The sequence below is a fragment of the Wolbachia endosymbiont (group A) of Volucella inflata genome, assembly GCF_947250665.1.
Taxonomy (GTDB): Bacteria; Pseudomonadota; Alphaproteobacteria; order Rickettsiales; family Anaplasmataceae; genus Wolbachia; species Wolbachia pipientis.
Genome location: NZ_OX366338.1, coordinates 180,019 through 197,798 on the forward strand (window position 1 = coordinate 180,019; position 17,780 = coordinate 197,798).

Sequence of the window (17,780 nt, forward strand, 5' to 3'; positions counted from 1 at the left end):
TCAATAATTAAGACAATGATAACGGAAACAAGGAGTATTTTTTATATTAGGCAAAGAGCGTTCGAAACGATTACGAGATGCTAGAACTACCCCATCAGAACAAAGTAGTGATTCAAGGAGTTCAGCCAAGGAAAGTCCTGAAGCTGGTTCTAGCTCTGGAAAACGGAGGCGTTGTGTTGACGTAGTATCGAAGAGGCTGCACAATGAGGAAACTAAATTTGCTAAAAGTGTGATTGGTAGAGATGGAACACCTGAATTTGATCAGTTCTTAGATTCTTTAATTAGAGAAAAAAGACTAGAAGTTCTGAAAAGAAATGGAATAAACCCAGCTAATATGTCCAGTATTTTACATAGAGCACGAGCTAATGCTGCAAAAGCTTTTAAAGAGTTATATGATCTTTGGTTTGATGCAGAAGGAAATAAAACTCAATACTTAAAAACTCTAGAAGCAAAGCGAATAAATCTATCTAGTATCTCCAGTATTTTAAGTAAGGCAGGAGCTAATGCTGTAAAAGCTTTTAAAGAATTATACGATCTTTGGTTTGATCAGAACGGAAACAAAACACGATACTTAATAAAACTAGAAGAAAGTGGAATAGATCTAGTTCGTATGTCTAGTATTTTGCATGGAGCAGGAGCTAATGCTCCTAGAGCTTTTAAAGAATTATACGATCTTTGGTTTGATCAGAACGGAAACAAAACACGATACTTAATAAAACTAGAAGAAAGTGGAGTAGATCTAGTTCGTATGTCTAGTATCTTAAGTGGAGTAGGAGCTAATGCTGCAAAAGCTTTTAAAGAATTATATGACCTTTGGTTTGATACAGAAGGAAATAAAACTCAATATTTAAAAACTCTAGAAAAAGAAGGAGTAAATCTATCTAATGTATCAAGTATTTTAGGTAAAGCAGGAGCTAATGCTACAAAAGCTTTTAAAGAATTATATGACCTTTGGTTTGATCAGAACGGAAAAAAAACACGATACTTAATAAAACTAGAAGAAAGTGGAGTAGATCTAGTTCGTATGTCTAGTATCTTAAGTGGAGTAGGAGCTAATGCTACAAAAGCTTTTAAAGAATTATATGACCTTTGGTTTGATGCAGAAGGAAATAAAACTCAATATTTAAAAACTCTAGAAGAAAACGGAATGAGTTTAGCTAATATGTCCAGTATTTTACATAGAGCACGAGCTAATGCTGCAAAAGCTTTTAAAGAATTATATGATCTTTGGTTTGATCAGAACGGAAAAAAGACACGATATTTAAAAACTCTAGGAAAAGAAGGAATAAATCTATCTAATATATCGAGTATTTTAGGTGGAGCGGGAGCTAATGCTGCAAAAGCTTTTAAAGAATTATATGATCTTTGGCTTGATGCAGAAGGAAATAAAACTCAATATTTAGAGCACTTTATTAAGAACAAAGATGGGGAAGAAGGTTTTACGCTACATAACTTATCTGGTATGTTAAGTAGAGCAGGAGTTAATGCTAAGGATGCTTTTAAAAAATTGCATGATCTGTGTTTTAATGAAAAAGGGGAAAGAACAGAACTTTTAGATGATTTCTATAGGGAAGGTTTTAAGCCAAGCAACTTATCCTGTATGTTATGTGGATCAGGGGTTCATACCTCTTCTAATTTAAAAAAGTTGCATAGTGTTTGTTTTAATGAGAAAAGGGAAAAAACAAAGCTTTTAGATGATTTCTATAAGGGAGGTTTTAGGCCATGTGATTTATGTAGTGTAGTGAGTGGATCAGCTGATAGTTTAAGAAAATTTCATAATTTTTGTTTTATAGGAGAGACAAAAAAGTATTTATACCATTTTTTAAATAAAGAAGGGGGTTTTACAGCAAGTAATTTATCTGGGATATTACACGGAGCAAAAGCTAATATTTGTTCTGCTTTAAAAAATTTTCATGATGTTTGTTTTGATGAGACGGGAAACGCAACACAGCTTTTAGATGATTTTTATAAGGAAGGTTTTAGGCCGAATTATCTATCAAATGTATTATCCATGGCAGGAAATAATGCCTATTCTATTTTAAGAAATTTTCACACATCATGTTTTAAAGAAAATTATTTAAATCACTTCTTCGCCGAGGAAAAACTTTTTACGCCGAAAAATTTATCAAATAAGATATTATATGGAGTAGGGATTAATGTTTGTCACATTTTTGAAAAGTTACATGATCTTTGTTTTGATAAGGCAGGAAATAAAACAGAATATTTAAACAATCTTATCAAAGATAATCGGCGTGAGGTATTTAGTATACTATATGAAAAAGTTAGAGGAGTTCCTTTTACTTCCTTGGATGATATATCGCTTCAACAACAGAATATTAGTGGAATAGGGAAAAGCAAATAAGAAGATATCAATGATCTTGCGCGGTAGAGCAACTGATTCCAAAAAAACCTGTTCTCGTGCGACCCGAAAGTCATGAAATCGTGATGGTTAAATTCCATCCGCCTTAACATCGGGTTGAAAGCATAATCCACACTTTAGAAAAGTGGCGACTTTCTAGGTGCAAGCATGGATTAAAAAGGGATAATATTAAACTTTGTAATAAATCCCCCTAAGAAAGTTAGATATGGTTACGAAAGGAACTTATGTCAGAATTGTCGTTATTCGTGATATGCGAAATAAAGTTGATACGCATAAACCAAAAGGTACGGAGGAATGAATAATTGGAATGAGAAGGTCTAATTAAGATGTTTTCAATCTCCCGGCAAATAGTAAGAACCTAAGTCTAACGTGAAACGATTTCATGGAACGGAGTAACCACATGGAAGCTCTTATTATCCTTTGTTTAAAAAGGATAACTAAGAAGGTGGCCCACTGAATGCTTCTATGTGGAGGGATTGTTTAAGAAGCTAATGCCTAAAGTAATATTTGGGATATGCAGACGTAAACACTGTAGTTTGGAAGGTAAAGTTGTGAATAGTAGTGAATATGTTATGAGCCAACAAAATGTTAGGTATGAATGGAATGAAACTCCCTGGCGTAAGCTGGAGAAATCTTCATTTAAGCTACAAAAACGAATTTACCGAGCTTCTAAATGTAATGATATCAAGAAGATGCATAAACTTCAGAGATTATTACTAAAATCAACAAGTGCAAGAATGCTCGCTGTTAGGAGGGTAACTCAGGATAACAGAGGGAAAAAGACTGCAGGTATTGATGGAAAGTCTAATCTTAATAAAAAGGAAAGATTGCTATTAGCAAATTCTTTAAATATAAGAGAGAAGGCAAAGCCATCAAGACGGGTATGGATCCCAAAATCTGATAGGCCATCGGAGTATCGCCCGCTCGGTATTCCTACAATAGCAGATAGAGCAAAGCAAACACTTGTCAAAATGGCACTAGAACCGGAATGGGAAGCAAAGTTTGAGCCTAACACTTACGGTTTTAGATCTGGTAGATCGTGTCATGATGCAATAGCAGCTATATTTATCGCACTTGGTCAGAAAACAGCATTTATATTGGATGCTGATATTTCCGGATGCTTTGATAATATTAAACATTCTGCACTGCTCGAAAAACTTAATACCACACCAACTCTAAAGAGAATTATAAAAGGATGATTGAAAGCAGGCATTATGAAAGATAAAAAGTTTAATCCCACTAAACGTGGCACAATTCAAGGTGGAACAATTTCTCCATTACTTGCATGTGTAGCACTATATGGATTAGAACAAAATATCAAAGAAGAACTTAAGGAAGAACTTTTCCAACATGCGAAAAAGAAATATGGTAGAGTATCTCGCAAACAGGCACAAAATTCAGTTAGTGTAATTACGTACGCCGATGATTTTGTGGTTTTACACGAGAGCGAAGAACTTGTCCTGAAGGCAAAGGTTCTAATTGAAAAATGGCTAAAACCCGTCGGATTAGAATTAAAGTCATCAAAGACAAGAATTGCACATACACTAAAATCCCTAAATGGGGAAAAGCCAGGATTTGATTTTCTTGGATTTTCAATAAGGCATTATCAAACACGTCAAAATAAGAGTGGTTACAAGTTATTGATTAAACCAAGTCGTAAATCTATAAGCCAACACTTGTTATCTATTAAACATAAGCTTAAAGAGTTGCGAGCAGCACCACAAGAAGCTGTAATAAAAGAACTTAATCCAATAATAAGGGGTTGGAGCCAATATTACACCTCGGTAGTCTCAAGTAAAGTCTTTAACTTATTAGACTACTCTATGCATAACAAACTTTGGAAATGGGCTGTCTATAGACACCATGACAAAAGAAGGTGTTGGGTCAAAAGAAAATACTTTAAAAAGTATGGTAGCGACAATTGGAGGTATATGGTAAGTAACAAGCTATATCTTATTAGACATAGGGATCATGCTATTAAACGACATATCAAAGTAAATGGAAATAGGTCTCCGTATGATGGAGATTGGCCATACTGGGGGAATCGTTTAAGTAAACTACCAGGAAAATCATCGCGAGTAATAAAATTACTGAAGTTACAGCAAGGTAAATGTAATTATTGTTATCTTTGGTTTCGGTTTGATGATTTAGCACATGTACATCATCAAGATCGCAATAGACGCAATAATAACATGAAAAATCTATCCTTGCTTCATAAGCACTGCCACGATCAATTACATGGAAGTATGCATGACAAGCACCAAATTAGAGAGAAGCCGGATGATGGGAAACTGTGCGCCGTGGTACGCATTAAGAAATACTTAGCGGAGCTAAGCGGGGTTCAGAATAAATGGCCTCGAGGTGAACAACTAACTTTAACCCGAAAGGGAAGGAGGACAAGAGCATGTATGTAAAGCGAGAGTTATCTGAAGATGTGTAAGGTAACGGCTTGCAACACCTGATCAATATGGTTAAAGCTAAACTGCTTGAATTCTAATCTTCAGGGGTGGGATTTCACATCCATGGGTATCACATTTAAAACCCCATGTCTACAGTAAGCACAAATTAAACTTTCGTTTGTGTGACATTCTGGCTGTAGAACGATAAGTAGTGAACTTATTTAAGAGGATGAATAGAAAACCTAAGTTGATCTAGAACAGTTCTTAGTGACGGAACATGGGATGACCTAAGGAACGCGAGTTCTATGGTTACGGAGTCATCGTAGTAGTCGTGAAAGTAACGAATCACCGGGGAGTGTGGGAAAGCCACATACAGGGCAAAGGGTGACAGATAATTGAATGTTGAAATTGGGAGGTACGCAAGATGCGGAAAGCTGAAACAATACTTAACATTATACGTGAACGTGGACAAAGAAATTTGCCGGTTAAAAACGTATATCGCCTACTCTATCAGCGTGATCTTTACCTTCGAGCGTATGGCAAACTTTGTCGTAATAAAGGTGCTATGACAGAAGGTGTGACAACTGAAACAGTTGATGGTATGTCTTTGGAGAAAATCGAAAAATCATAGAGGATTTACGCTATGAGCGATATCGGTGGACACCAGTAAAACGTATCTATATTTTAAAGAAGAGTGGTAAACGCAGGCCGTTAGGATTGCCAACATGGTCAAATAAGTTACTTCAAGAAGTAATCCGATTAATATTGGAAGCCTACTATGAGCCTAAATTTAGTACATGGATTTCGACCAAAGCGTGACTGCATTAAGAGCAGTAATGCAAAAAGGCAGAGGTACAAAATGGTTTATAGAGGGAGATCTCAGTGCATGTTATGACTCAATTGATCATACTGTATTGTTAAAAATACTGAGTGAAAGCTTCGAAGATAACCGTTTTATTCAGCTAATCAATCGACTGCTAAAAGCAGGATATATGGAAAATTGGAAGTACAATAAGAGTCATAGTGGGGTACCACAAGGTTCTATTATTGGTCCAATTCTGAGTAACATATTACTCGATCGGTTAGATAAACATGTGGAGCATATACTAATACCAGCAAATAACCGAGGTAAGCGAAGAAGGACAAATCCAAAATATTTAAGGTTAACCATGCAAGTATCGATGATGAGAAAACAAGGGAACTGGGATCAAGCAAAACAACTGCGTCAATTAGTGCAGGGTATGCCATCTAAGGATTCTTGCGATCTAAATTATCGACGTCTTTGGTATGTTAGGTATGCTGATGATTTTCTGGTAGGGTTTGCAGGACCAAAGAATGAAGCTGAACAAATTAAGAATGAGATTGCTGGGTTTCTCAATGAGGAGCTCAAACTTATGCTTAATGAAGATAAAACGTTTATTACACATGCGTGTGATAGCAAAGCCAATTTTTTGGGTTATGAAATACATGTTTTGCATGCAGATGACAAACATAATCATCGGACACAACGATGTATTAACGGTAGTATTGGGTTACGTGTACCACATCATATAAAGCAGAAAAAGTGTTCTGAATATATGCGTTGTGGTAAACCGATACATTTACCTCAACGTACAATTGATACAGCTTACAGTATTGTTGCTCAGTATCAAACTGAATATCGAGGAATTGTACAATACTACAAAATGGCCTACAACCTTCACACACTAAGTTATCTGAAATATGTGATGGAAGTATCATTAGTAAAGACTTTAGCATCTAAATACAAAACAACTTGCAGGAAAATTTATAGAAAATTTTGTGCGACGATCGAAAATGATGAAGGTGAAAAACGAAAAGTCATCCAAATCAGAGTAGATCGTTTACCATCAAAGATACCATTAATTACACACTTTGGTGCTGTGTCGCTAAAATGGAATAAATGGGTAAGCATAAGTGATAACCTTATACCAATATGGAATAAGCGTAGTGAAATAGAGCAAAGACTATTGGCACAAACTTGTGAATTATGTAAATCACAAGAGCAGATTGAAGTACATCACGTACGTAAACTTGCTGATTTTCTAGGCTCTGTGGACAAAATTTTAGAGAAGCCATACAAGAGCTCCAACAAAATTGAGAAAACCCATAAAAACCTCAGCAGTTTTATCAAATCTGGAAAAAATGCGCCTAAAATTTTTAATTTTACCAAAAAAACACTCAATCAAATGACGTTCTTTGTAGATATGCTCATCGTAATACCTTTGCACTTTTCGATTCCGTTTTGGCGGAATAACTACTGTACATCCCTTGTCTTCAAGACTTGTAACAAAGGCATTGCTATCGTAGCCCTTGTCAGCTACTACAGTAGAGTTATAGATACTTTCGGTCAACACTTGTGCCTGCGTAATTTCATTTCTTTGACCAGGAGTCAGAGTAAATTTAAGTGGATTTCCAAGTGCATCGACAAGCGCATGTATTTTAGTTGTAAAGCCACCTTTGCTCCTCCCTAAAGCTTCTTGATCCTTGGAGTTTTTTGTATATCCAGATGAACATGGATGGGCTCGGATGATCGTACCGTCGATTATAGCAACTTCTAAATCAGGCTCTTGTTTAGTATATTCAAGCAATTTTTTCCAGACATCTCTTTCACACCATCTTTTAAATCGCTTATGTATATTCCTGTAATTACCATAAGTTTTTGGTAAAAGTCTCCATTGGCAACCACTTCGCACTATGTACCACACTGCCTCTATGAATATTCTTAAACGTTTTTCATCTTTGCTGTGCATTCCTTTTACGCTTTTTATGAACTCTAAAATTTGTTTCCAATTTTCCTCTTTGATGTAATATTGCATATGGTAGTTTCTCCATTTTTTACCTATTAGGCTAAACTACCATCTTTTTCTCTCTTTTCATATTTTTTGTCCACAGAGCCTAGCTAACTCGGGGATTTTTTGTCTTTTTTTTCGTTTGGTAAATTTCTTAAACATTTATAGCTAACATGAACTGGGCAGCGCGTGACGCTGATTTACTTTATGACGGTGTCATCCCAGTGCCCAGACACTGGGATCCAGCCTTTTTATAATCATCAAAACGTTGTATTTTAACATAAAACGGCTACTTTTATGCTTACCAACTTAATAAAATTCCTGGATCCCAGTGTCAAGCACTGGGATGACACCATTCTTTTTCCTGGATCCAAGTAGTCAGGGCACTGGGATGACAGGAGAAGGGGTTACTTAGATGACAGGAGAAGGGGCTACTTTGATCCTGGAGGGTGCAATTATTGTGCATGAATTTAAATGGTACAACTTATGACAATTATCTTCGCACCACAACGCTTGTGAGACTCAACATTTACTCGCCTATTTGGCTAATTTTTATTACAATTACAACAAAATAATTTTAGCTTTGATGAAAACTGTATATGTATGTCAATTCTGTGGTCATAGCACTGGCAGGTGGGTAGGGAAGTGTATTGCATGTAACAATTGGGATACAATTGTTGAGGAAATAGCAGTAAAAACGGGCAAAAGAAGTATATCTGCACCAATTTTAATAAAGACGTTATCGGGTAGCGAAATTATCACTCCAAGTCGTTTTCTAACAGGAGTAGAAGAATTAGATAGAGTTTTTGGTGGAGGTATCGTTCAAGGTGCTAGCATTTTAATTGGTGGCGAACCTGGAATTGGAAAATCTACTCTTTTGCTTAGAATTGCAGCTAATGTTGTGCAACTTTCCTCTTTTGAATGTCTTTATGTATCTGGCGAGGAATCTTTAGAGCAAGTGAGCCTCAGAGCAAAGCGTCTTAAGATAAATGAACCTAAAATTAAGCTTTTATCTACAGTGTCTTTAACTGATGTAGTAGCAACAATAAAGGAAAACAAAAGTATTAAATTCTTAGTAATTGACTCTATACAAACAATGTATGATAGCAGAATTACATCGGCACCAGGAACTGTAACTCAGGTCCGCACTTGCGCTCATGAATTAACCATTCTTGCGAAACAATATGGTATTTCTCTCTTGATAGTTGGTCATATAACTAAGGATGGACAAATAGCTGGACCTAAAACTTTGGAGCATATGGTGGATACGGTATTATATTTTGAAGGTGAAAATAGCAATCAATACCGCATTTTACGCACTATTAAAAATAGATTTGGCCCTGCAAATGAAATTGGTGTTTTTGAGATGTCTGAAGCAGGACTTGTGCCTGTTGATAACCCATCATCATTGTTTCTGATGGCCCATGACAGAGAAGTAGTTGGCAGCGCCGTATTTGCAGGAATTGAAGGTTCAAGACCAATTTTAATGGAAGTGCAAGCATTAATAGCAGGAACTAATATGGCAACCCCAAGAAGGGCAGTAGTTGGGTGGGATATTAATAGATTGGCTATGATCATCGCGGTGCTAAATGCTCGTTGCAAAATGTTTTTGCATGATAAAGAGGTATACCTAAACATTGCAGGGGGACTCAAAATACAGGAACCATCGGCTGATCTTGCTGTTGCTGCTTCCCTTATTTCAAGTGTAGTAAATTTACCGCTGCCAACTTCTTCAATAATCTGCGGTGAAGTTGCACTTTCAGGAGAAATTAGGAATGTCTCGCATGCTGATCTCAGACTAAAAGAAGCACAAAAGTTAGGATTCAAAAAAGCAATTATGCCTAAAAATGGTAATTACTCTTCTCATGATATTGAGATAATCAAGCTTGGTCACGTAAGGGAATTAAGAGAAGTCTTTAATTACAATTAAATAACGCTTCAGCAAATTCTTTGCTAGTAAACTCCCTCAAGTCCTCTATATTTTCGCCAATTCCTATAGCATGTAACTTTATCTTATAAGCTTCTGCAAGTCCAATTACCACTCCGCCCTTAGCAGTGCCATCTAACTTTGTTACGATTAGCCCGGTAACATTAACCATTTTGCTAAATGCTTCTAATTGGCTATAAGCATTTTGGCCGGTAGTTGCATCAAGAACTAAAATAACGTCATGAGGGGCAGTATCATCCAATTTCTTTATCGTTCTATATATTTTTGATAACTCCTCCATAAGGTTCACATTATTTTGCAGCCTTCCTGCTGTGTCAATTAGAACAACATCAACGTTATCCTTTATAGCTTGACTTACAGCTCTATATGCCACACTTGCAGAGTCGCTACCATACTCTCCAGTAACAATCAAGCAATCAGAACGTTCTGCCCAAATGTTTAATTGTTCACTAGCAGCAGCTCTAAATGTGTCGCATGCAACAAGCATAACGGATTTTCCCATTTCCTTATATTTATATGCGAGCTTACCTATAGTCGTGGTTTTACCATTACCGTTTACTCCGCATACCATTATTATATGTGGTTTTTTGTTCAAAATTAACGGTTGCACAACTGGGCTCAATATAGCTTCTATTTCGTTCATTAACTGCTGCGAGATAATATGATACTCAACTTCCTTGTCAAATTTGATGCTTGTGAGCCTATCGATAATCAACTTGGAAGTTTTATGACCAATATCCATGCTAATTAGCAATTCTTCTAATTCATCTAAAAGCGACTGATCTAATTTTTTTTTGCCAGAAAAAATACTTTTCACCCCGTCGCTAAAGCGAGAAGAAGTTTTTAACAAGCCTTTATAAAGGTTACTAAACAAACTCAAGGGAATACTCCTTTTTAAATTATAAACTTAATACAGAGAATGACATGCACTACGTGAATTTGTAAAGTAAAATGCACTCACAAACCACATATTTTACTTTGCAAAAATTACTCTTTTTGAGTGTATTTTACTTTAGTTTTTAACCTAAATATGTTATAATGTAAAATAGCAGTTTATAGGTAATTTTATGAGTTATAATGAGAAAATTTTAGATCATTATGAAAATCCAAGAAATGTTGGCTCTCTGGATAAAAATGATCCAAATGTTGGTACTGGTTTAGTTGGTGCACCATCGTGCGGTGATGTAATGAAATTGCAGATAAAGGTCAATGACAAAGGTGTTATTGAAGATGCAAAATTTAAAACTTTTGGCTGCGGTTCTGCCATTGCTTCAAGTTCCTTGTTAACAGAGATGATAAAGGGAAGAACCATCAGTGACGTTACACAGATAAAGAATACTCAAATAGTGGAAGAATTGTCTTTACCTCCAGTGAAGATACACTGTTCGGTGCTTGCTGAAGATGCTATAAAGGCTGCTATTCATGATTATCAAAGTAAACAAAATAAAGGTGGACATTGAGAACTAAAGCATGAGTGAATATCAAGAAGTAGGCGGAGGTGAAACTGTAAAAAAGAATAAAAAACTTATCACTATAACTGCGGAAGCAGTAGAAAGGATAAGGTATTTATTGGACCAAAAGAAGCATACTAACCTTGAGAAACCGGAAGAAGCAATAGGAATAAGAGTGCTAATTAAGCAAAAAGGATGTTCTGGTTTAAAATATGATATTGAATATGCATATGATACTCGTCCTTTAGAGTCGGTAATTGAAGAAAACTGTAGTGATGGCCAAAAAGTTAAAGTGTTGATTGATCCAAAATCCGTCATGTTTATTCTTGGCTCTGAAATGGATTATGTAGAAGAAAAATTTTCATCGGGTTTTGTTTTCAAAAATCCTAATGAGAAAGGAAAATGTGGTTGTGGAGAGAGTTTTCATGTCTAGCAACTATTTTACATTGTTTGAAATCGAACCAGCTTTCAATATCAGTTTTGATGAGTTAGAGAAAAAATATATCGAGCTAAGCAGGACTGATATAAATGAAAGACAGTCCCAAAACATGGAAAATATTAACAGAGCTTATCAGATACTAAAGTCACCGCTAAAACGTGCTGAGCATTTGTTGAATCTTTTTGATGTGGCAAAGGATCATCCGAATTCTGAAATATTAAATGAATCAATGGAAATAAGAGAGTACTTACTAGACTGCGACGATCTACAATTTGCAAGCAGGATGATTGATGAAAAAATAAAAGATTGCGTTAAAAACCTAATTAACACTTTTGCTGTAAAGAATTTTGATGGAGCTGCTACACAAGTCTTAAGATTGAAATATTTATATAAGTCATTTGAGGAGGTGAAAAAGAATGCAACCAATTCAAATTTCTGAACCAAATTCAAGTGAAGTAGTTTTTGGTATAGATCTTGGTACTACCAATTCTTTGATTGCTATGGTAAATAAAGCTGGTAACGTGGAGATATTTAAAGATGAACAAGGAAGAGAACTGCTGCCTTCTGCTCTTTCATATGAAAATAATACATTGAAAACTGGCTACGATGTCGGTCAAAATGCAATCTACTCAATAAAGCGTTTAATGGGTAAAAGTGTTGAAGAATTAAATAAAGAAGGCGTCAATTTTGAAATAGATCATGAAAGCGAAAAAGTTATTAGAATAAAATGCGCAGAGGAAAAGTATCTTACTCCTGTTGAGATTTCTGCTGAGATATTAAAAGCTTTATGTGAGAGGGTAAAAAAGTCTAAGGGGCTGGAAGTAAAAAAAGCAGTGATTACTGTGCCAGCTTACTTTGACGATTCAGCACGTAACGCAACCAAATATGCAGCAAGATTAGCCGGCATAGAAGTTCTTCGCCTCGTTAACGAGCCAACCGCTGCAGCGCTTTCTTACTCCATTGAAAAGAACAATAGCAGTGGAATATATGCAGTTTATGACCTTGGTGGTGGAACATTTGATATTTCGATATTGAAATTGCATCAAGGAGTGTTTCAAGTTCTTGCAGTTGGTGGTGACACCAAACTCGGCGGTGATGATTTTGATCATCTTCTGAGTTCAATTGTGCTTAATAAGTATAGAGAAAAAGTAGGTTTAAACAAAGAGTGCTCTAGTGTCATCCCAGTCTGGGATCCAGAAAGTTTGATTACAAATGAACACACCAGAAAGTTATATAATAAGAACTGGATTCCAGTGTCAGCTACTTACATGACAGGGCTATTATCATTCGTTGAATTACGTACTGTGAAGGAATATCTGAGCAAAAACACTGTAGGTACTTTTGAATTCAACATTAACGGCAAGCCATTTAAATGTGAAATTACCAGAGAAGAATTCGAGCAGGCAATCAGTTCTTTGGTCAATAAGACTATCAATATAGTCACTCGTACTATAAGCGACATAGATCTTAAAATTGATGATATAAAAGGAGTAATTTTAGTTGGTGGTGCAACTAGAACACCATTGGTTCAAAATTCACTAGTCAAACTCTTTGGAAATAAAGTACTGAATGACGTGGATCCGGATAAAGCAGTTGCCATTGGGGCAGCTCTGCAGGCTCATGATTTAACTTCGAGCTCAAAAGATAGGAATATTCTCCTGGATGTTCTACCTTTATCACTTGGCATAGAAACTATGGGAGGCATAGTTGAAAAAATCATACCAAGAAATACGCCACTACCAGTTTCAGAGATAAAAGAGTTTACAACTTATGTTGATGGGCAATCAGCAATGAAAATTCACGTTTGTCAGGGAGAACGTGAAATGATAGAGGATAACAAATCTCTAGCGCAGTTTGAACTAAAAGGTATACCGCCACTGCCTGCAGGTTCTGCAAGAATTGAAATAGAATTCACAGTTAACGTTGACGGGATATTGACTGTTACTGCAAGAGAAAAAGCTACTGGAATTGAGCAGACAGTTAAAGTAAATTCAAGTTTTGGCTTGAGTGAAGCTGATGTTCAAAATATGGTTAACCAGTCAATAAACAGCTTTGACGAGGATATGAAGGCTCGTTCCCTTGCAGGTGCTAAAATTAATGGAAATAAACTCATACACTTGGTTGAAAACAATAATAACTTTTCCACTGATCAAAAGTTGAAAAACCTATTACAAAATGCGAAAAAAGCTTTACAAGGCAATGACTTGAATGAAATTAACAACGCTATCGCCGAGTTAGAAAATTCTTCTTTAGAGTTGTGTGAATTAACAAATAGGTAGAAAAAGCTTACACAACCTTGTGCAATACTCTATTTAATCTCAGAGCAACAGGTAGTCTGAAATTAAATGGTAACCAATCGACCTTTCCTAATTTAAATGATAAACCAACTATGCTTACACGCCCAATGATATTTTCCATTGGTACAAAACCAACTTCAGGAAACCTGCTATCCAAAGAATTATTTCTATTGTCTCCCATAACAAAAAATTGATCGTTAGGCACATAATAAACTGGAGTATCATATGATAGCTTATTAGAGACGTTATCTATCAAAATCTCATGTTCCTTGCCACTTAAAAGCGTTTCTATATATCTTGGTATGTTACGATTTGACTCATAATCAAAAAAACTTTTAATTTGCCTTCGTTCTACTTTCTGATCATTTAGGTATAATTCTCCCTCTATCATTTGCACTTTGTCGCCCGGTGTTCCTATTACTCGCTTAACAAACCTGATACTTTCGTTTCTTGTGGGTTTGAAAACTACTATGTCGCCACGCTTTGGAGGGGTGTAAAAAATCCTGCCGCTAAAAATGTTTGGAGAAAATGGAAAGGAGTGTTTACTGTAACCGTATGAATATTTACTAGTAAAAATGTAATCCCCTTCAAGTAGGGTGCTTTTCATTGAACCAGAAGGTATATGAAATGGCTCGAATAAAAAACTACGTATTGACAGCGCAATCAACAGTAAAAAAAACAATGAAGATAAAAATCTTCCCGTTTTTATCACCCAGTTTTTGCTTGGTTCTTCCAACTTTTCCAACTTTGTTTTTCTTATAGATTAAGCTTATTATAATACATAAATTAAAAAATGGTAATATGAAATTTTACTTGTGAATGTTATTCCTCTATTCAAAACAATTTTGAAAAGGCGGTTCATTTCTTTCAACGGTGTCATCCAAGTAGCGTGACACAGTTATCTAAGTGGAGAAAGTCACCTCTCCCCACTCGACTTCAAAACCGGACTTGTGACTTTCACCACATCCGGCTTCTCTCTAACTTGGTGTTTGTTATACATACTTCTCCATGTAATTAACATTTCAAAGCTTGGTAAATTTGTTTTTATAGCTTAAATACAGCATTCTCTATATTACTAGGTGTACAGTCCCAGAGTGTGATGGTATGATAAAATATGAGAAAAAAATACCATCAAAGGAGGAGTTATGGGACAAATATTACATGGGTGCGCCAAAACAACACAGACGATTCGTAGAGCAATACAAAATAGAAAAGAGAGCATAGCAAAACTCTCCAAGCATTATAACCTTAATCCAAAAACTATTATTAAGTGGAGAAAACGTTCATTTACGAAAGATGCTGATATGGGTCCAAAGCGTCCAAGATCGACTGTTTTAACGCTAGAAGAGGAAGCTATAATAGTTACATTTCGCAAGTATACACTACTGCCACTAGATGATTGCCTTTACGCTCTGCAGTCTACAATTCCGCATTTGACTCGCTCTAGCTTGCATCGTTGTTTACAAAGACACAACATTAGCAGATTACCAACTGTTGATGGAGAAGTTAAGTCAAAAAAGAAATTCAAACAATATCCTATCGGTTACTTTCATATTGATATTGCTGAAGTTAGAACTGAGGAGGGCAAATTACATTTGTTTGTTGCTATTGATAGGACATCCAAATTTACCTATGTTGAGTTGCGTAACAGTGCTACAAAACCCATAGCTGCTGAGTTCTTACGTAATTTGATTAGAATTTTACCGTATAAAATCCATACTATTTTGACAGATAACGGTATACAATTTACAAACCAGAAGCGTCATAAGTATGCTTTCCAACATATATTTGATAGAGTTTGCGAAGAGAATGTTATTGAACATCGTTTGACAAAAGTTAGCCATCCTTGGACGAATGGGCAAGTCGAGCGTATGAATAAAACTTTAAAGGATGCTACAGTTAAGAAGTATTACTATCAATCGCACCAGCAACTTAAAGAACACCTTTATAACTTTGTTATGGCTTATAATTATGCAAAGAGACTCAAAACTCTTAAGGGTCTTACTCCTTATGAATTTATATGTTATCAGTGGACACAGTCTCCAGAATTATTTATACTAAATCCACACCATCACACTCTGGGACCATACACCTAGAGAAGTCGTATTCATTCATACCTAACACTTAATGTTGGCTCATAACATATTAACCACTACTCACAACTTTACCTTCCAAATTACAGTGTCCACGTCAGCATATCTTAAACATTACTTTAGGCCTTGGCTTCTTAGACAATCCCTCATTATAGGTGCATACGGGTGGCTCCCTGCTTAAAGAATAAGAGCATCTATAATGTTACTCCGTTCCATGAAATTGTTTCATGTTAGACTTAGGTTCCAACTTTTTGCCGGGAGATGGGAAACATCTTAATCAGACCAGTCAAGTTCTAATTATCCACTTTCTCCGTACCTTTTGGTCTATGCGTTAACCAACCTTATTTCGCATATCGTTCGTTACGACAATTCAGGCATTGGTTCCTCTCGTAACCATATCTAACTCTGTTTGCAGGGATTCACTATAAGGTTTAGTGTTACCTGCTTTTATCTCATGCTTGCATCCTAGGCTCTGTGGACAAAATTTTAGAGAAGCCATACAAGAGCTCCAACAAAATTGAGAAAACCCATAAAAACCTCAGCAGTTTTATCAAATCTGGAAAAAATGCGCCTAAAATTTTTAATTTTACCAAAAAAACACTCAATCAAATGACGTTCTTTGTAGATATGCTCATCGTAATACCTTTGCACTTTTCGATTCCGTTTTGGCGGAATAACTACTGTACATCCCTTGTCTTCAAGACTTGTAACAAAGGCATTGCTATCGTAGCCCTTGTCAGCTACTACAGTAGAGTTATAGATACTTTCGGTCAACACTTGTGCCTGCGTAATTTCATTTCTTTGACCAGGAGTCAGAGTAAATTTAAGTGGATTTCCAAGTGCATCGACAAGCGCATGTATTTTAGTTGTAAAGCCACCTTTGCTCCTCCCTAAAGCTTCTTGATCCTTGGAGTTTTTTGTATATCCAGATGAACATGGATGGCCTCGGATGATCGTACCGTCGATTATAGCAACTTCTAAATCAGGCTCTTGTTTAGTATATTCAAGCAATTTTTTCCAGACATCTCTTTCACACCATCTTTTAAATCGCTTATGTATACTCCTGTAATTACCATAAGTTTTTGGTAAAAGTCTCCATTGGCAACCACTTCGCACTATGTACCACACTGCCTCTATGAATATTCTCAAACGTTTTTCATCTTTGCTGTGCATTCCTTTTACGCTTTTTATGAACTCTAAAATTTGTTTCCAATTTTCCTCTTTGATGTAATATTGCATATGGTAGTTTCTCCATTTTTTACCTATTAGGCTAAACTACCATCTTTTTCTCTCTTTTCATATTTTTTGTCCACAGAGCCTAGATTTTAGTCAAATAAAGCCAATACAAGATATAGAGAAAAATCCATGGGTGAAGCAAATAATTGAACAAGCTATTACAGAGCGATTAGCTGATGCTATTAATAGCAAGGATTTAGATGATGTAAAAAAATTAGTAGAAGATAATTGTTTTATAAATCGTGCAATTGTTACTGCTGCATTGAGGGGTGTTAATAATCCAATCGAATCTATTACAAATTATTTAAATGAGAAATTTCCTGCAAATATGAATAATATACCAGAAGATTTTGAGAAGTGTGTACAAGGGCTTGTAGATGAACTTGAAAGAACAAAAACTCAACTTGCAGAAACAGAGCAAGAGCTGGATAGTGCAAAGCAAGAGAAATCAAGTCAGCAAGCAGGGGTTAATGATCTAAGTAGTCAACTTACTAAAAAAATTGCTCAAAGTAGAAAGCAAAACGGCTATGCTGTCGCTTCTTTTGTGTTGTCTGTAGCATTGGTTGTTGGTGCATGTTTAACAACACCTAATTTGGAAATATGTATTCCACTTGCTGTAACTGCATTTGCCTTCTTTACAATTGGATGCTACTGTTTATACAAAACAAAAACAGCACTTAGCGACGTTAGAAGCACTCAGCTTGGTAATGTTATCAGTCTAGAATGA

The 17,780-nt window shown here is 35.9% G+C and carries 16 protein-coding genes and 2 pseudogenes; 12 read left to right on the forward strand and 6 right to left on the reverse strand.

Translation table 11 applies throughout. The annotated features are described in order from the left end of the window. Window positions 1–229 precede the first annotated feature (229 nt). The 5 genes and pseudogenes from OOK85_RS00915 to OOK85_RS00935 all read left to right on the forward strand — a co-directional run. A complete protein-coding gene (locus tag OOK85_RS00915; protein WP_264703430.1) occupies window positions 230–2,362 on the forward strand; it encodes a hypothetical protein in 2,133 nt (710 codons plus the stop codon). 590 nt (window positions 2,363–2,952) lie between these two features. Further along, a pseudogene (locus OOK85_RS00920) lies at window positions 2,953–3,966 on the forward strand (reverse transcriptase domain-containing protein); the annotation flags it as partial. 90 nt (window positions 3,967–4,056) lie between these two features. Beyond that, window positions 4,057–4,794 (forward strand): group II intron maturase-specific domain-containing protein, encoded by a 738-nt coding sequence (locus tag OOK85_RS00925; RefSeq protein ID WP_264704109.1) that lies wholly within the window; start codon window positions 4,057–4,059, stop codon window positions 4,792–4,794. A gap of 409 nt (window positions 4,795–5,203) precedes the next feature. Further along, the gene (locus OOK85_RS00930; protein ID WP_264703432.1) at window positions 5,204–5,410 is read left to right on the forward strand and encodes a hypothetical protein; all 207 of its coding nucleotides are present in this window, start codon (window positions 5,204–5,206) and stop codon (window positions 5,408–5,410) included. Window positions 5,411–5,615: 205 nt separating this feature from the next. Next, a pseudogene (locus OOK85_RS00935) lies at window positions 5,616–6,533 on the forward strand (reverse transcriptase/maturase family protein); the annotation flags it as partial. 190 nt (window positions 6,534–6,723) lie between these two features. Here OOK85_RS00935 and OOK85_RS00940 read toward each other — a convergent pair. Then, entirely contained in the window at window positions 6,724–6,876 is a 153-nt protein-coding gene (locus OOK85_RS00940) for a hypothetical protein (RefSeq protein WP_264704234.1), read from the reverse strand. Continuing rightward, window positions 6,864–7,616, reverse strand: a complete 753-nt coding sequence (locus tag OOK85_RS00945) for an IS5 family transposase (RefSeq protein WP_264702604.1) — start codon at window positions 7,614–7,616, stop codon at window positions 6,864–6,866. Before OOK85_RS00945 ends, OOK85_RS00940 begins: the two co-directional genes overlap by 13 nt. Before the next feature lie 559 nt (window positions 7,617–8,175). On the opposite strand from OOK85_RS00945, the gene radA reads away from it, so the two are divergent. Further along, complete coding sequence (gene radA, locus OOK85_RS00950; protein WP_264704111.1) at window positions 8,176–9,519, forward strand: DNA repair protein RadA; 1,344 nt, start codon at window positions 8,176–8,178, stop codon at window positions 9,517–9,519. On the opposite strand, the gene ftsY is transcribed toward radA, so the two are convergent. Further along, on the reverse strand, window positions 9,506–10,417 hold the full coding sequence (gene ftsY / locus OOK85_RS00955) for a signal recognition particle-docking protein FtsY (protein ID WP_264703433.1): 912 nt from the start codon (window positions 10,415–10,417) through the stop codon (window positions 9,506–9,508). The two genes, radA and ftsY, sit on opposite strands and share 14 nt — an antisense overlap. A 187-nt stretch (window positions 10,418–10,604) precedes the next feature. Between ftsY and iscU the strand changes: the two genes are divergently transcribed. From iscU to OOK85_RS00975, 4 genes are read left to right on the forward strand one after another with little or no spacing between them, the layout of a single operon-like run. Then, window positions 10,605–10,997: a Fe-S cluster assembly scaffold IscU gene (iscU, locus tag OOK85_RS00960; protein ID WP_006279966.1), complete on the forward strand. Its 393-nt coding sequence runs from the start codon at window positions 10,605–10,607 to the stop codon at window positions 10,995–10,997. A 10-nt stretch (window positions 10,998–11,007) separates the two neighbouring features. Beyond that, window positions 11,008–11,421 (forward strand): HesB/IscA family protein, encoded by a 414-nt coding sequence (locus tag OOK85_RS00965; protein WP_182309603.1) that lies wholly within the window; start codon window positions 11,008–11,010, stop codon window positions 11,419–11,421. Then, window positions 11,414–11,866, forward strand: coding sequence for an iron-sulfur cluster co-chaperone HscB C-terminal domain-containing protein (locus tag OOK85_RS00970; protein WP_319803675.1), 453 nt, complete (start codon window positions 11,414–11,416; stop codon window positions 11,864–11,866). Before OOK85_RS00965 ends, OOK85_RS00970 begins: the two co-directional genes overlap by 8 nt. Beyond that, on the forward strand, window positions 11,844–13,706 hold the full coding sequence (locus OOK85_RS00975) for an Hsp70 family protein (protein WP_264703438.1): 1,863 nt from the start codon (window positions 11,844–11,846) through the stop codon (window positions 13,704–13,706). The genes OOK85_RS00970 and OOK85_RS00975 overlap by 23 nt, the downstream gene beginning before the upstream one ends. Before the next feature lie 7 nt (window positions 13,707–13,713). Here OOK85_RS00975 and lepB read toward each other — a convergent pair whose 3' ends face one another. Beyond that, a complete protein-coding gene (gene lepB / locus OOK85_RS00980) occupies window positions 13,714–14,460 on the reverse strand; it encodes a signal peptidase I (RefSeq protein ID WP_264704112.1) in 747 nt (248 codons plus the stop codon). 409 nt (window positions 14,461–14,869) lie between these two features. Between lepB and OOK85_RS00985 the strand changes: the two genes are divergently transcribed. Next, the gene (locus tag OOK85_RS00985; protein WP_264702189.1) at window positions 14,870–15,820 is read left to right on the forward strand and encodes an IS481 family transposase; all 951 of its coding nucleotides are present in this window, start codon (window positions 14,870–14,872) and stop codon (window positions 15,818–15,820) included. A gap of 367 nt (window positions 15,821–16,187) precedes the next feature. Here OOK85_RS00985 and OOK85_RS00990 read toward each other — a convergent pair whose 3' ends face one another. Continuing rightward, window positions 16,188–16,316, reverse strand: a complete 129-nt coding sequence (locus OOK85_RS00990) for a hypothetical protein (RefSeq protein WP_264702676.1) — start codon at window positions 16,314–16,316, stop codon at window positions 16,188–16,190. After that, the gene (locus tag OOK85_RS00995; RefSeq protein WP_264702164.1) at window positions 16,304–17,056 is read right to left on the reverse strand and encodes an IS5 family transposase; all 753 of its coding nucleotides are present in this window, start codon (window positions 17,054–17,056) and stop codon (window positions 16,304–16,306) included. The genes OOK85_RS00990 and OOK85_RS00995 overlap by 13 nt, the downstream gene beginning before the upstream one ends. A 130-nt stretch (window positions 17,057–17,186) precedes the next feature. On the opposite strand from OOK85_RS00995, the gene OOK85_RS01000 reads away from it, so the two are divergent. Further along, on the forward strand, window positions 17,187–17,780 hold the full coding sequence (locus tag OOK85_RS01000) for a TomO hydrophobic C-terminal domain-containing protein (protein ID WP_264703440.1): 594 nt from the start codon (window positions 17,187–17,189) through the stop codon (window positions 17,778–17,780).